Origin of the sequence: Allobosea sp. AK1 (assembly GCF_006714945.1) — a bacterium.
GTDB lineage: Bacteria > Pseudomonadota > Alphaproteobacteria > Rhizobiales > Beijerinckiaceae > Allobosea > Allobosea robiniae.
On sequence record NZ_VFMG01000001.1, the window covers coordinates 3,277,976 to 3,291,777 of the forward strand.

The following is a 13,802-nucleotide window of genomic DNA, read 5'->3' on the forward strand; positions in this document are numbered from 1 at the left end:
CGACGAAGAGAGGTTCCGGTTTACCATCGGAGCGTGTTGCGGTAAAAACGGCGGCTGGCTTTCGTCCATATTACTGCGTTTTTTATTCGTGCGCTGCGCCGACCGTTGCGGGCGGGCAGCCGATTGCCGAATTGGGGAGGTTGTCGTGAGCTTCGCGTCTCTGGTTCCGGGGTTCCGTGCCCGAATGGCTGTCGCCTTTGCGCTGGTGCTCTCAGCGGTGGCGCTGGCCTCGCCTGCTTCCGCGGCCGTGCCCGAGCGGCGGGTCGCGCTCGTCATCGGCAACAGCGCCTATACGGCGGTGCCGCCGCTCGCCAATCCGCAGCGCGATGCCAAGGGCATCTCGGCTGCGCTGAAGCGTCTCGGCTTCGACGTGGTCGAAGGCTACGATCTCAAGATGGACGCGATGACGGGCATCGTGCGCGAATTCGCGCAGAAGCTCGACGGCGCCAAGGCCGGCCTCGTCTATTATGCCGGTCACGGCATCGCCGTCGGCGACGACAACTATCTCATCCCGGTCGACGCCTCGCTGCGTTCGGAAGCCGATCTCGATTTCCGCGCGGTCAATGTCCAGCTCATCCTGCGCCAGATGCAGCGCGACGAGCGCGTCAACATCGTCATCCTCGACGCCTGCCGCGACAATCCCTTCGCGGCCCAGCTCGCCGCGAAGTCGCGCGCCGTCACCCGCGGCCTGACCGCGATCGAAACGCAGTCGGCTTCGGGCATCCTGATCGCCTTCGCGACCGATCCGCGCGCCACGGCGATGGACGGCGAGCGGGATGGCAACAGCCCCTTCACCAGCGCGCTGCTCAAGCACATCGAGACGCCCGAGGTGTCGATCACCACGGTGATGGACCGCGTGCGGGCCGATGTCTGGGAAACCACCAACAAGAAGCAGAAGCCCTGGACCAATTCCTCGATCATCGGCGAGTTCAAGATGAACCCGACGCTGAAGCTCGCCGCGGTCGATCCGGGCGTGGCCGCGACCAAGACCATCGACGCCGCCGTGCCCATGCCGGCGATGCCGGCCGCTCCGTCGCTCGATCGCGCCCAGATCGACATCAAGACCTGGGAAGTCGCCGAGCGCGGCAATTCCGCTGCCGACTATCGCGCCTATCTCGACGCCTTCCCGTCGGGGCAGTTCGCGACCTTCGCCCGCAACCGCCTCGCCAGCCTGGAGACGGCTAAGCCGGCGGCCGGTTTCCTGGCGACGCCGCCCGGCGTCACCGAGGAGGCGCTGAAGCAGGAGATCGGCACGGCGCAGACCGAAACCGCGATGAAGCTCGGGGCCAAGGATCGGCGCGAGGTGCAAACCCGCCTGCGCGTCAGCGGCTTCCAGCCGGGCAAGGCGGCGGCCAATTTCGGCCCGGCGCACCGCAAGGCGATCCAGGCCTGGCAGAAGTCGCGCAGCATTCCGGAGACCGGCTTCCTGACCGCGATGCAGGTGAGTGCGCTCCGCGCCCAGAGCGAGACGGCCTATCAGGCGGTTCTTGCCGAGGAGAAGGCTGCGGCCGAGAAGAAGCGCAAGACGGCGAGCGAGGGCCAGCCGAACGGCAAGTCGACGCGCAGCGTCACCTATGACGGCGACGAGATGTACCGGCGTGATATCGCCCGCGAGCGTGGCGAAACCTATCAGGGCTCGACCACTCCGCGCCGCGGGACGACCAGCACCGGTTATCAGGGCCGTGTCCGGACGCGTGACGGCGATACGGGCGACAGTGCCGGGGCGGCGGCCTTCGGCTCCATCCTCGGTGGCGCGCTTGGCGGGGTGATCGGCGGCGGCTTCCGCCGCTGAACCACCGGCTCCCGTTCCCAGCATCCGGAAGGCCGGCCCCTCGGGCCGGCCTTTTCGTTTTGGGGCGTCATGTGACGACGCTCAGCTGCGTTCCCAGCCGGACCTGACCAGTTCGGGCTCGTCGCATTCCTCTTCCGGCCAGCCGACGCAGAGATAGGCGACGAGCTTCCACTCCGGCGCGGTATCGAGCGCTTTGCCGATCTCGCCGGGGTCGAGGATCGAGACCCAGCCGACGCCGAGCCCGTGGATACGCGCCGACAGCCAGAATTGCGTGATCGCCGCGACCACCGAATAATCGAGCATCTCCGGCATGGTGGTCCGGCCGAGGCCATGGCCGCGCTCGGTGCCGTGATCGCAGAACACGGCGAACTGGACGGGTGCTTCCCGCAATCCCTCCAGCTTCAGGCGAGCATAGAGCGCTGCGCGTTCGCCCTCATAGGAGGCAAGCGCATCCGCATTGCAGCGGCTGAAGCTCTCCTGCACGGCCGCGCGTTGTGCTGGCTCCGCGACGGAAAGCCAGCGCCAGGGTTGTGCATGTCCGACGGAAGGAGAAAGCCGTGTCTGGGCAAGCAGCATGTCGATCAGTTCGAGCGGAACCGGATCGCGCGTGAACCGCCGGACATCGCGCCGCCAGCGCAGCAGGTCCTCGAACTGCCGGGCAAAGGCCGCATCGAAGACCGGTGCCTGGCTCACGCCGATTCAGCCGTGGCGATGGCGTGGAAGAACGAGCCGGTCACCAGCCCGCGCCGGCTTCCGGCCGGGGCCGGCGCCGAACCATGCGGGTCGGTCACCACCGCAAAAGGCAGATCCTCGCCTTGCGCGGCGATGCTCGCATAATGGAATTCATGGCCGGTCAGCGCCGCGCCCGCCGGTCCGAGCGGGCCGTCTGCTTCCAGGACCGCCCGGCGATAGCCGAGGTTCATCTTTCGCTTCGCGAAGGAGGTCTCGACCGAAAGCAGGCCGGCCATCTGATGCGCGACACCGTCGGCATCGGTCAGGCTGCGGCCGAGAACCATGTAGCCGCCGCACTCGCCATGCACGGGCCGGGTCTCCGCGAAACCGCGCAAACCAGAGAGGAAACGGTTCGCCGCCGCGATCGTGCCGGCATGCAGTTCGGGATAGCCTCCCGGCAACCAGCAGGCGTCGCAATCCTCTGGCGGCGCCTCGTCCCTGAGCGGCGAGAACGGCACGAGTTCCGCGCCCGCTGCGCGCCAGCCCGCTTCGACATGCGGATAGACGAAGGAAAAGGCGGCATCGCGGGCAATCGCGATCCGCCGTCCGGGCACGGGCAGGGGCGGGGCCCCGCCGTCGCGCGTTGCCGGAAGCATGGTGACACCAGAAGCTGCCATGACCGCATCGAGATCGACCGCGTTCGAGACAGCCTCCGCCAGCGCATCGAGCCTTGCGTGCAGGTCGGCAGTCTCGCCGGCCTGGACCAGCCCGAGATGGCGCTCCGGCAGGATCAGGCTCGCCTCTCGTGGCAAGGCGCCCAGCACGGGCAGGCCGATGCGCTCCATGCCCTGTCGCACCAGGCGTTCATGCCGGGCGCTCGCGACCTTGTTGAGGATGACGCCGGCGACACGGATGCGCGGATCGTAGAGCTTGCAGCCGAGCGCGACCGCCGCGACCGATTGCGCCGCACCGGAGACGTCGATGACGAGCACGACCGGCCAGCCCGTCAGCGCGGCGATATCGGCGCTAGCGCCGGTATGGCCCTCAGGGCCCGGCACGGCGTCGAAGAGCCCCATCGAGCCCTCGGCAATGACGATATCGGCGGCATGAGCCGCTTCGCCCGCGATCCGCCCGAGCAGGCCGTCGGTCATCGCGTAGCTGTCGAGATTGGCACTCGGCGCGCCGGTCGCGGCGGCATGGAAGGCCGGGTCGATGTAATCCGGCCCGCATTTCAGTCCGCGTACGGTAAGGCCCCGCCGCGCCAGCGCGCGCTGCAACCCGAGCGTGATCGTGGTCTTGCCGGAGCCGGAGCGCGGCGCGGCGATGAGCAGGCCGCGCGCGCTCATTGTCCGCCCCGTGGCCGGAAGCGGCGGTCGTAGTCGATCGAATAGAGCGCGCTCTCGCCGAAATCATCGGCTGCCAGAGCAGGCCCGACCAGGATCAGCGCAGTGCGTTCGAGCGCGCTGGCGCGAACCTTTTCGGCGATATCGGCGAGCCTGCCTTGCAGCACGGTCTCATCCGGCCATGTCGCGCGGAACACGACCGCCACAGGGCAATCGGCACCGTAGAACGGCGTCAATTCCGCCACGACCTGTTCAACGACATGGATCGAGAGATGGATCGCGAGCGTCGCGCCCGACGCAGCGAAGGTCGCGAGCTTTTCCTTCTCCGGCATGGCCGAGGCGCGGCCGGAGGTGCGCGTCAGCACCAGCGATTGCGCGACGCCCGGCAAGGTGAGCTCGCGCTTCAGCACAGCAGCGGCGGCGGCGAAGGCCGGGACGCCCGGCGTCACCGTATAGGGAATGCCTGATCGGTCGAGCCGGCGCATCTGCTCTCCGCAGGCGCTCCAGATCGAGAGGTCGCCGGAATGCAGCCGCGCCACGTCCTGCCCGGCGCGATGCGCGGCTTCCATCTCGGCGATGATCGCATCGAGTGCGAGCGGGGCGGTGTCGACGATGCGCGCGCCCGCCGGGCACCAGTTGAGCATCGCCTTCGGGATCAGCGAGCCCGCGTAGAGGCAGACAGACGAGGCCGCGATCAGGTCGCGTCCGCGCAGCGTGATGAGATCGGGCGCGCCGGGGCCGGCGCCGATGAAATGGATGGTCATGCGGGGCTTCTGGCGAGAGCGCAGGTGACGCGCGCGGTTGCGATGCGCGGCTGCACCAGTTCGCCGCCGGGTCCCGCCGCGGCCAGCGCCGCAGCCTCGGCCACCGAGCCGACGCCGTAGAGCGAGGCGATCCGGGTCGAGCGCGTCGCACAGGCGGCCTCGAATCCCTTCAGCGCCTCGTCGGGAATGGCGACGAGCTCGGCCGCGCGCTCATGGGCGGCGGCGACCATGCCGGCCTCCGCGACGCGGCTCGCGAGCGTGGCGAAGCGCGGGGTCTGCGTGCCGGATAGCCCTGCGATCGCCAGAGCCTGGTCGAGACAGGCGAGGATATCCGCGGCCTGCGTGCCGGGCCGGATGCCGATGCCGGCAATGAGGCGGCCGGCGCTCAAGGCTTCTCGACCCGCCACTGCGTCACTGGCATGGCCGGGCGCCAGCCATGCTTGCCGCCGACAGGCGCGAGCCGGTCGATCGAGATGCGCCTGAGCGAGCCACCATGCTCGGCATGGAGGGCCGCAAGCTTGGCCTCGCCTTCGATCGTCACGACGTTGGCGACGAGCCGTCCGCCCGGCTTCAGCGCCGCCCAGGCGGCGTCGAACAGGCCTTCCTCGGTCAGGCCGCCGCCGATGAACACGGCGTCCGGCGCCTCGCGCCCGACGAAGCCGGCCGGCGCCTCGCCGGTGACCTCGACGGAAAGCCCGCCCAGCTCCAGCTTGTTTCGCCTGATCCGTTCGGCCCGTTCCGGCTTCGCCTCGAAGGCGATCGCCCGGTTGCGCAGATGGCGCTGGCACCATTCGACCGCGACCGAGCCCGAGCCTGCCCCGACATCCCAGAGCAACTCGCCGCCGCGCGGGGCGAGTGCCGAGATCGTGATCGCGCGGATTTCCGACTTGGTGATCTGCCCGTCATGAGCGAACCACTCCTCGTCGAGGCCCGGCGCCAGCGGCAGGATGCGGGAATCGTGGGTGGCCATAACCTCGACCGCGATCAGGTTGAGCGGCACGATATCGTCGAGCGCGAAGGCGTCGGCGCGGCACTCACGGATCCGCTCCTGCGGCCCGCCGAGCGATTCCATCACCGTGATGCGGCTCGCGCCCATGCCGCGCGCGGTCAGGAGTTCGGCGACGGCGCGCGGCGTCGTCTCGTCCCAGGACAGGGCGAGGATGCGCGCCTCCGGCTGCAGATGCGGCACGATCCGGTAGAGCGTGCGGCCATGCAGCGAGACCAGCGCGCATTCCTCCTGCGGCCAGCGCATCCGCGTGCAGGCCATCGAGAAGGAGGAGAGCTGCGGGATGATCCGCATCTCCTCAGGCGGAATCGCCCGGCTGATGCTGTTGCCGATGCCATAGTGGAACGGATCGCTGGTCGCGAGAACGCAGACCTTGCGGCCGCGCTCTTTCAAAATTTGCGGCAGGGCGTTGCGGAAAGGCTGCGGCCAGGGGCGCAACTCGCCCGGAACGGAGCCGACCAGCGCGATATGCCGCTCGCCGCCGAAGACGATCTCGGCCTCGTTCAGCGCGGCAAGCGCCTCGCGGCAAAGGCCGACGGCCCCGTCCTCGCCGAGACCGATCAGCGCGAGCCAGGGCGCGGGCGTCTCATGGCTCGACAGAGCCTCCGATTCACGCAAAACTGGCGACATGACCGTCCTCATCCTTGGCGGAACGAGCGAAGCTGCTGCGCTTGACCAGCACCTGGCTGATCAGGCTCCCGATATCCGTGCCATTATCTCGCTGGCGGGCCACACCGTCGACCCCCGCCCGACCAATCTGCCGGTTCGCACCGGCGGTTTCGGCGGCGTCGAGGGCCTGAGGCGCTATCTCGTCGACGAGGGTATCGTCGCCGTCGTTGACGCGACCCATCCCTTCGCCGCGATCATGCCTTTCCATGCCGAGCATGCCTGCAAGGCGGAAGGCGTGCCGCTGCTCGCCATCCGGCGCGAATCCTGGAAGCCGCGCGCCGGGGACCGCTGGAAATCCGTGCCCGACATCGAGGCCGCGGCGCAGGCGTTGGGAGACGAACCGCGACGCGTCTTCCTCACGGTTGGTCGGCTCGAGCTTCCCGCCTTCGCGGATGCTCCGCAGCATCGCTATCTTGTGCGGGCGATCGAGCCGATCGGCGACCGCTTGCCGGTCCCGCATGTCGACGTCATCCAGCAGCGCGGCCCCTTCGACGCCGATGACGAGGAGGATCTGATGCGCCGCGAGGGCGTCGAGATCCTGGTCAGCAAGAATTCGGGCGGGCCGGCGACGGTCGGCAAGCTCGTGGCAGCGCGCCGGCTCTCCCTGCCGGTAGTGATGGTGGAGCGCCCGCCCAAGCCCGATGTCGAGGCCGTCGACCATATCGATCAGGTCCTGCCCTGGCTGGTGGCGCAAGGGCTCTTCGCCACCGAACGCGGCGTGTAGACGTAAGGCGCGGCGCCCTCGCGGGCGATCAGCCGCGTGCTCGACGCGCCGATCATCACCAGCGTCGCCATGTCGGCCGTGCTCGCGGCTGCAACCGCTTCCGCCAGCGTCAGGATGCGCAGGTTTTCGTCCGGTCGCCCGACTGCCCGGGCGAACAGCACGGGTGTCGCCGCGTCGCGCTGTTGCGCTGCCAGTTCCAAAGCCTTGCCGAGCTGCCAGGGCCGCGCCTTCGAAATCGGGTTGTAGAGGCAGATCACCAGATCGGCGGCGAGCACCGCTTCGAGGCGTGCCGTCACCACCTCCCAGGGCTTGAGATTGTCGGAAAGCGAGATCGCGCAGAAATCCCCGCCGAGGGGCGCGCCGGCTCGCGCTGCCGCCGCTAGCATCGCGGTGATGCCGGGCTCGACTGTGATCGGCAGCGCACGCCATTCCGCCGGTCCGGCCTCCAGTGCTTCGAACACCGCCGCCGCCATCGCGAAAACCCCGGGATCGCCGCCCGAGACCACCGCGACGATCCGACCTTCTGCCGCCAGTTGCAGCGCATGCGAGGCGCGCTCAACCTCGACGCGGTTGTCGGAGGCGTGCTTGGTCAATCCAGCCCGCTGGGGCACTCGGTCGACATAGGGTCCGTAGCCGACGATATCGGTCGCGGCATCGAGCGCCGCCTGCGCAGCCGGCGTGATCCAGTCCGGTGTGCCCGGCCCGAGCCCGACGATGGTGAGCGAGCCCGTCACAGGCGCCGCCCTTCTCCGGGCACCAGCACCATCGCGAAATAGGGCGCCTCGTCGTCGGCCTTGTCGGCGAGCCGCGCCACGACCTGCCGCGCCATCGTCGCGCGCTCGACATAGATCGCGCGGCCTTCCAGCCCGGCGGCGACAAGCGCGCGGCGCACCTTCGGCAGGTTGCGGCCGAGCTTCATGATCACGGCGGCGTCGGTATCGGCGAGGCGCCGCGTCAGCTCGGCTTCCGGTAGTGTGCCGGGCAGCACGGTCATGACGTCGTCGCCCCAGGTGATCGGCGCGCCGGCCTCGCCCCAGGCGCCGGTCATGCCGGTGACGCCGGGCACCACCTCGGTCGGAAAGCGCTGCGAAAGTCGCCGCCACAGATGCATGAAGGAGCCGTAGAAGAACGGGTCGCCGTCGCAGAGTACGGCGAGCGTCCGGCCGGCCTGCATCTCCGCCGCGAGCCGTTCGGCCGCCTCTTCGTAGAAAGCGGCGATCGGCCCGTCGTAATCCGGCTCGCCGACGCTGGCTTCGATCGTTACGGGGAAGGCGAGTTCGATCTCGCGGGCCGGATCGGGCGCTATGATTGCATCCGCCGTGCTGCGGGCGTTGCCACGTCGGCCGCGCTTGCAGAAATGCACGAGACGGTCGGCGGTGGTGATGATCTCGTGTGCCCTGACCGTCATCAGGTCCGGCGCGCCCGGCCCGAGCCCGACGCCGTAGAGCAGGGTCCTGTTCGTCCCGCTCATCGCCTATTCCTTGTCCTGCGCCAGCGCATTGACGGCGGCTGCCGCCATGGCCGAGCCGCCGCGTCGTTCATGCACCACGACGAAGGGCACGCGCCCGTCCTTGGCCAGTGCCGCCTTGGATTCCGCCGCCCCGACGAAGCCGACGGGGATGCCGATCACGGCGGCCGGCTTGGGTGCTCCGGCGTCGAGCATTTCCAACAGGCGGAACAGCGAGGTCGGGGCATTACCGATCACCACGACTGCGCCGGCGAGCCGGGGCTTCCAGAGCTCCATTGCAGCGGCCGAGCGGGTCGTGCCCAACTGCGCCGCCAGCGCCGGAACCTGCGGATCATCCAGTGTGCAGAGAACCTCGTTGTTCGCTGGCAGGCGGGTGCGAGTCACGCCATTGGCGACCATTTTTGCGTCGCAGAGGATGGGCGCGCCGCTCCTGAGCGCGGCTTGCGCGGCCTCCGCGAACCCGGCGGACATTTCGACATCCCTGGGTAGGTCGGTCATGCCACAGGCATGGATCATGCGGACGACGACGCGCTCGGCCGCGCCGCTGAAGCGGGCGAGATCGGCCTCGGCGCGGATGATGGCGAAGGAGCGCTGATAGATCGCCGCGCCGTCCTGAATGTAGTCGTATGCCTTGTTCAACCCTGCGATCCCGTCGTGCGCAGGGCCTTGGCCAGCCGCGCGTGAATGTCTTGTCCGGGCTGCAATCGCGTGAGCAGCGCCGAAAGGTCAAGCGTCGCGACCGGCTTGTCCCGCGTCGTCCCGCTCAGCACGACGTCGTAGTGCCCGTCTCGCCCGACCAGGGTGAGGTCGGCAGCCGCCGGATGGGCGCAAGCCTTGATGCAGCCGGAGACGTGGAGCGTCGCGCCTACCGCCAGCAGGTCGGCCGCAGCTTCGGCGAGCGTTGCTGCATCCGCCATGGCCGGCGCTTCGGCACGCGAGCAGGCGGGGCTGCCGGCACAGGCCTGCACCGAGAGACGGGGGTCGTCGTCCTGCGTGATGAGTTCGAGACCGTCGGCCCGCGCCAGCAGGCTCTCGGCTTCGGTGCGATCGAGATCGCGGAAGGCGAGCCCGCGCCAGGGTGAAAGCCGGATATCGGAAACCAAGCCGGCCCCGGCACCGAGCCGGTCCAGTACGGCGGCATCGCAACGGCCGAAGGGCAGGCCGATAAGCGCTGCGAACCGATCTCCTTCGAGCGCGAACAATCCCGCGCGCCGTGGCGGCGGGCGCGATGCGGGGGCGGTGGCTTCAGGCAGCGTGGTCAGGCTCGCCAGAACTTCGGGTGACAGGTCCCGCAGGCGGCGGATGTGATCCGGGGCTGCGGCTCGCCGCGCCGCGAAGTCGCGCAGGATCGCCGCCACGGTTGGTGCGGCTTCGGTGACCGGGATAGGGCCAAGCCAGAGACGATCGGCGAGGCACAAGGCTGCGCTCGCGGTGCCCACTCCAACCAGCCGGATATCGCCGGAGAAGCCACTGAGGGCCTGTGCGCCGCCATCGTCTACGACGATGCCAAGCTTGGCCGGCAGGCCGGGTACGGTACGAGCGCGCTGCTCGATCTGTGCAGCCAGAGCGGCGGCGTCGATCAGGCCGTCCGGGTCCCGTCCCGCCAGCGGCGAGACCAGCGTCACGCGGTGGGGGCCGTCGCCTTCGTGCTCGTCGACGAGCTGCTCTGCCAGCAACCGCTCGACCAGCCTTGGATGGCTCTCGGCCGTCACGCCGCGGATCTGCAGGTTGGCGCGAGCCGAAATCTCGATCAGCCCGTTGCCATGCTCACCCGCCAGCGCCGCGATACGCCGCAATTGCGCGGGCGTCAGCTTTGCGCCGGGAGGATGCAGCCGCACCAGCCAGCCGTCGCCGGTCTCCATCGGCCTGAGCGTGCTCGGGCACCAGCCGCGCCGCAGGGCTTCCTTGGGAAGGGCATTCATTCTGCCGCCTCCCGCGCCAGAAAGGCACCGACAGAATTCCGCCGGCTGCTCCAGAGCCCGCGCCGCGCCGCTTCCGCCAATCGCGAACGGATCGAGGCCGCAGCCGGCGCATTGGCCGCTTCCAGTGCTGCCCAGACCTGCGGATCGGCGCAATAGGCCTGGAACACCGCATCGAACAGCCCGTCGGTGACCGCATCCGTGCTCGCCGCGAAGACGAAGAGCGTATCGACCGCCTCGGCGAGCTCCGCAGCGCCGCGCCAGCCATGGGCGAGCTGGCCGGCGATCCAGCGCGGATGCGTCAGGCGGCCATGGACGATGCGGGCGATGTCCTGCGCCAGCGTGCGTGCCTTCGGCGCTTCCGGGTTCGAGCTGTCGAGGCTGTAGAGCGCGGGATCGGCGCCGAGCGCCTTTGCCGCCGCCGCAAGTCCGCCGATGACGTCCGCGGCGCTGCTGGCTTCGAGGATGTCGCGCCCGGCGGTGTCGCTGACATGGATGAAGGCGTCGGAGGTTTTGATGCGCGCGGCAAAGCTGGGATCGGCCGTGCCGACCCCTTCCGGCCCGCCATAGGTATGGTCGGAAGCTGCGAGATAAGCGGCACCCAATTCCGCGCGTTCGGTCCAGTCGCCGTCCAGCACGCGATCGGCCATCGCCGCGCCATAGCGGCCGGGCGCGGCGCCGAAGATGCGGGCGCCGTGCTCGCCGCGACGGCGGGCGGCGGCCGGCTCGTTCCAGTCATCCGGCTCGTCCAGCGCAGCCACGGCGCGTGCGGCCTGGTCGAGCAAGGCGATTTGCCCCGGAAACGTATCGCGGAAGGTGCCGGAGATGCGCACGGTCACGTCGAGGCGCGGATAGGCGAGCTTCGGCTGCGGGATGATGCTGAAGCCAGTGACGCGGGTCGACGCGTTGTCCCAGAGCGGCTCGACGCCCATCAGGGCGAGCGCGTGGGCGATATCCTCGCCGCCCGAGCGGAGCGTCGGCGAGGCCCAGAGGTCCATGACGATCCGGCGCGGGTAATCGCCATGATCCTGCAGATGGCGCGAGACCACCGCCTGTGCCGCGAGCAGGCCGAGCCGGGTGGCAGCACGCGTCGGGATCGCCCTGGGGTCGAGCGTCGAGAGATTGCGCCCGGTGGGCAGCACGTCCGGCCGGCCTCGATGCGGCGAACCTGCGGGGCCGGGTACGACGAAGCGGCCGTCGAGGGCGCGCAGCAGATTTTCACGTTCGTTGCGGGCTGAACCCGGGTCGCTCTCGGATTGCCCGAAAATGTGCAGACCGTTGCGGAAGGGCAGTTCGGCGATGTCGCAGAGATGCGCGTCGAGCCGCGTCAGCGCCTCGTTCATCTCGGTATCATCAGCAACACCGCAGGAGGCCGCGAGCCCGGCCGCTTCGGCGCGGGAGCGGATTTCGGCTGCGACGATATCCGCGCGGCGTGGATCGAGCACCTGCGCCTGCGAGAATTCCTCGACGAGGTCACGTAGCAGGCCTGTCTCGCCCGCGGTTTCCGTTTCAGCCAAAGGCGGCGGCAGATGGCCGAGCGTGATGGCCGAGAGCCGGCGCTTGGCCGGCGCGGCCTCGCCGGGGTCATCGACGACATAAGGGTAGATCACCGGGAGCCCGCCGACCGCGAGCCGTGGCCAGCATGTGGCGGAAAGCGCGACCGCCTTGCCCGGCAGCCATTCCATGGTTCCGTGCGTGCCCAGATGGATCAGGGCATCGATGGCTTCGGATTGGCGGAGCGCGAGATAGAAGGCGAGATAGCCGTGGCCAGGCGGGGCGTCGGGGTCGTGATAGCGCGCCTTGCGGTCGGGCGTGGCGTCGCGTGGCGGCTGCAAGGCGACGGTGAGGTGGCCATAGCGCGCGGCGCGGAAATGGAAGGCGCCATTGCGGCAAGCCGGGTCGGTCTCGGGCTCGTCGTGGCTGGCGGCGAGGGCGTCGCGCGCTAGGGCGGGGATGGTCGCGAGCCAGTCGCGATAGGTCGCAAGCGGGAGGCTCAGGCTTGCAGGGCCCGCGGTGAGCGAGGCCATCAGCAAGGCCCCCTCTGTCAGTCCCTCATCGTCATCCCGGACAAGCCGCGTCAGCGGCGCCGATCCGGGATCCACGCCGGAACGCCGCTCGGAAAGGCTCAGGCATGGATCCCGGGTCTCCCCTTGGTCGCCCGGGATGACCGGCGAGGGGGTGTTGGTGGACGAGCCAACCTCATACCCCGCGTCCGCCAGCAAGCCCCTGATCGCGATCACGCTTGCGGGCGTGTCGAGACCGACGGCGAAGCCGGCCCGGCCGCCGCGTGCGGGATAATCCGACATCACCAGCGCGAGCCGGCGTTCGGCGGCGGGTTTCCGAGCCAGCGCGATCCAGCCATTAGCCAGATCGGCCAGTGCCGCGATGCCGTCGGCATCCGGTACGAGCCGGCGGATGGACAGGCCGGTCGCCGGGTCGGTCTCCTCGGCCTTGAAGGCGACCGGCACGGCGCCGATGCGTCCGTCGAATTCGGGGAGTGCCACCTGCATGGCGAGATCGGCGGCGGAAAGCCCGCGCGGCGAGGCGTCCCAGGCTTCGCGCGGGCTGCCGACCGGCACGGCTTGCAGGATCGGGCAATCGGCGCCGTCGAGCACGAAATCGGCACCTCCACGCGCGGAAAAGGCGGTGGTGGTGACGATCAGAGCCGGCTTGCGTATTGCGATCAGCGCCGCGAGTTCGGCCGTGGCCGACGGGTCTTTCAGGCTGGTCAGCGCGAGCGGGAGGGGGGCGAGATCGCGGGCGGCGAGGGCGGCGGCGACCGCCTCGCCCATGGCGGTATCGCCGGCCGCGACGCCGGAGCGATATTGCAGGACCGGGACGAGCGGCTTGTCGGCGGAAAGGGCGGCGAGCGCTTCGCGCCAGGGCAGGGGCGTGCCGTTGCGGCTGAGCGCGAAGAAGGAGGGCAGCGTGAGCGGAGCGAGGTCCTGCGCGTCGTGCGACGCGGCCAGGTATCGCTCGATCAGCCCGAGCAGCCGCCGCATGTTCGCGGCGCCGCCGCCAGCCTGGAAATAGGCCAGCAGTTCGGCTGCGAAATCCGCCGGCACCGTCGCATGCTCGCCGAGGCGCGGGTCGTCGCGCTCGTCGCCGGGCAGGATCGCAAGCGGAATGCCGCGCTCGCGGCAAGCCGCGCCGAGCTGCTCGATGCCGTAGCGCCAGTAATCGAGCCCGCCGAGGCAGCGCAGCAGCACGAAGCGGCATTGCGCAACCGTCTTCTCGATCAGGAAATCGACCGAGAGGGGATGCTTCAGGCGTCGGAGCGGCGCGAGCCGCACCGACAGGTTGCTGTCACCTGCCGCCACCGCCAGCGCCGAGAGGTCGCTGTCGGTGAAGGACAGAACGAGCACATCTCCCGGTGGCAGGGCGAGATCGACGGCGTCCGCGCCGTCGTCGAGCCTGATCTCGCTGGTCGGGAGGAGGTGCATCG

12 protein-coding genes are annotated in these 13,802 nt (G+C 69.6%); 2 read left to right on the plus strand and 10 right to left on the minus strand.

Annotated elements, in window-relative coordinates:
* Window positions 1-145: 145 nt before the first annotated feature.
* The gene (locus FHT98_RS16030) at window positions 146-1,792 is read left to right on the plus strand and encodes a caspase family protein (protein ID WP_185745180.1); all 1,647 of its coding nucleotides are present in this window, start codon (window positions 146-148) and stop codon (window positions 1,790-1,792) included.
* 81 nt (window positions 1,793-1,873) lie between these two features.
* Here FHT98_RS16030 and bluB read toward each other — a convergent pair whose 3' ends face one another.
* The 5 genes from bluB to cbiE are packed head-to-tail and all read right to left on the minus strand — an operon-like array spanning window position 1,874 to window position 6,207.
* Complete coding sequence (bluB, locus tag FHT98_RS16035; protein ID WP_061968868.1) at window positions 1,874-2,485, minus strand: 5,6-dimethylbenzimidazole synthase; 612 nt, start codon at window positions 2,483-2,485, stop codon at window positions 1,874-1,876.
* Window positions 2,482-3,810, minus strand: a complete 1,329-nt coding sequence (locus FHT98_RS16040) for a cobyrinate a,c-diamide synthase (protein WP_142114599.1) — start codon at window positions 3,808-3,810, stop codon at window positions 2,482-2,484. The genes bluB and FHT98_RS16040 overlap by 4 nt, the downstream gene beginning before the upstream one ends.
* Complete coding sequence (cobM, locus tag FHT98_RS16045) at window positions 3,807-4,571, minus strand: precorrin-4 C(11)-methyltransferase (protein ID WP_142114600.1); 765 nt, start codon at window positions 4,569-4,571, stop codon at window positions 3,807-3,809. The genes FHT98_RS16040 and cobM overlap by 4 nt, the downstream gene beginning before the upstream one ends.
* Window positions 4,568-4,960 (minus strand): cobalamin biosynthesis protein, encoded by a 393-nt coding sequence (locus tag FHT98_RS26230; RefSeq protein WP_185745181.1) that lies wholly within the window; start codon window positions 4,958-4,960, stop codon window positions 4,568-4,570. The genes cobM and FHT98_RS26230 overlap by 4 nt, the downstream gene beginning before the upstream one ends.
* Window positions 4,957-6,207: a precorrin-6y C5,15-methyltransferase (decarboxylating) subunit CbiE gene (cbiE, locus tag FHT98_RS16055; protein ID WP_142114602.1), complete on the minus strand. Its 1,251-nt coding sequence runs from the start codon at window positions 6,205-6,207 to the stop codon at window positions 4,957-4,959. Before cbiE ends, FHT98_RS26230 begins: the two co-directional genes overlap by 4 nt.
* Between cbiE and FHT98_RS16060 the strand changes: the two genes are divergently transcribed.
* The gene (locus FHT98_RS16060) at window positions 6,206-6,970 is read left to right on the plus strand and encodes a cobalt-precorrin-6A reductase (protein ID WP_061968860.1); all 765 of its coding nucleotides are present in this window, start codon (window positions 6,206-6,208) and stop codon (window positions 6,968-6,970) included. The two genes, cbiE and FHT98_RS16060, sit on opposite strands and share 2 nt — an antisense overlap.
* Here FHT98_RS16060 and cobJ read toward each other — a convergent pair.
* Genes cobJ through cobN form a run of 5 tightly spaced genes read right to left on the minus strand, consistent with a single transcriptional unit; the run spans window position 6,913 to window position 13,800 of the window.
* Window positions 6,913-7,704 carry a precorrin-3B C(17)-methyltransferase gene (gene cobJ / locus FHT98_RS16065; RefSeq protein ID WP_061968858.1) on the minus strand — a complete coding sequence of 264 codons (792 nt, stop codon included), beginning with the start codon at window positions 7,702-7,704 and terminating at the stop codon, window positions 6,913-6,915. The two genes, FHT98_RS16060 and cobJ, sit on opposite strands and share 58 nt — an antisense overlap.
* On the minus strand, window positions 7,701-8,441 hold the full coding sequence (locus tag FHT98_RS16070) for a precorrin-2 C(20)-methyltransferase (RefSeq protein ID WP_061968857.1): 741 nt from the start codon (window positions 8,439-8,441) through the stop codon (window positions 7,701-7,703). The genes cobJ and FHT98_RS16070 overlap by 4 nt, the downstream gene beginning before the upstream one ends.
* Window positions 8,442-8,444: 3 nt before the next feature.
* Window positions 8,445-9,077: a precorrin-8X methylmutase gene (locus FHT98_RS16075; RefSeq protein WP_061968855.1), complete on the minus strand. Its 633-nt coding sequence runs from the start codon at window positions 9,075-9,077 to the stop codon at window positions 8,445-8,447.
* A complete protein-coding gene (gene cobG / locus FHT98_RS16080) occupies window positions 9,074-10,360 on the minus strand; it encodes a precorrin-3B synthase (RefSeq protein WP_142114603.1) in 1,287 nt (428 codons plus the stop codon). The genes FHT98_RS16075 and cobG overlap by 4 nt, the downstream gene beginning before the upstream one ends.
* Window positions 10,357-13,800, minus strand: coding sequence for a cobaltochelatase subunit CobN (gene cobN, locus FHT98_RS16085; protein ID WP_142114604.1), 3,444 nt, complete (start codon window positions 13,798-13,800; stop codon window positions 10,357-10,359). Before cobN ends, cobG begins: the two co-directional genes overlap by 4 nt.
* Window positions 13,801-13,802: the final 2 nt, after the last annotated feature.